Origin of the sequence: Massilia sp. CT11-108, assembly GCF_047302915.1 — a bacterium.
In the GTDB taxonomy this organism is placed as follows: domain Bacteria; phylum Pseudomonadota; class Gammaproteobacteria; order Burkholderiales; family Burkholderiaceae_D; genus Telluria; species Telluria orientalis.
The window spans coordinates 1-256 of sequence record NZ_JBKYMO010001607.1 but is presented as its reverse complement, the minus strand read 5'-3'; the positions used below and the strand labels follow the sequence as shown (position 1 = coordinate 256).

Below are 256 nucleotides of genomic sequence, written 5' to 3'. Positions count from 1 at the left end.
ATTTACCTCAATGATTTCCATGAATTTTTCGAGATCAAACCAAAGATCAAAGTTGCTGCTTCTCCTTTACCATTTCCAAACCCAATAAAGCAAGGGTTCACATTTGAGGATGTTGGTTTTAAATACAACAACGCCGAATCATGGGCCAACAGGCATCTGAACTTCACACTGCACCCCGCCGAAAAGATTGCGCTGGTTGGCGAAAACGGTGCAGGTAAAACAACCTTGGTTAAGCTGCTGGCCCGCTTATATGATC

The 256-nt window shown here is 43.8% G+C and carries 1 protein-coding gene; it reads left to right on the top strand.

Features of this window, described 5'->3' with window-relative positions; translation table 11 throughout:
- On the top strand, positions 1 to 256 hold a 256-nt coding region (locus ACEN88_RS35755; RefSeq protein WP_413347130.1), incomplete at both ends, for an ATP-binding cassette domain-containing protein.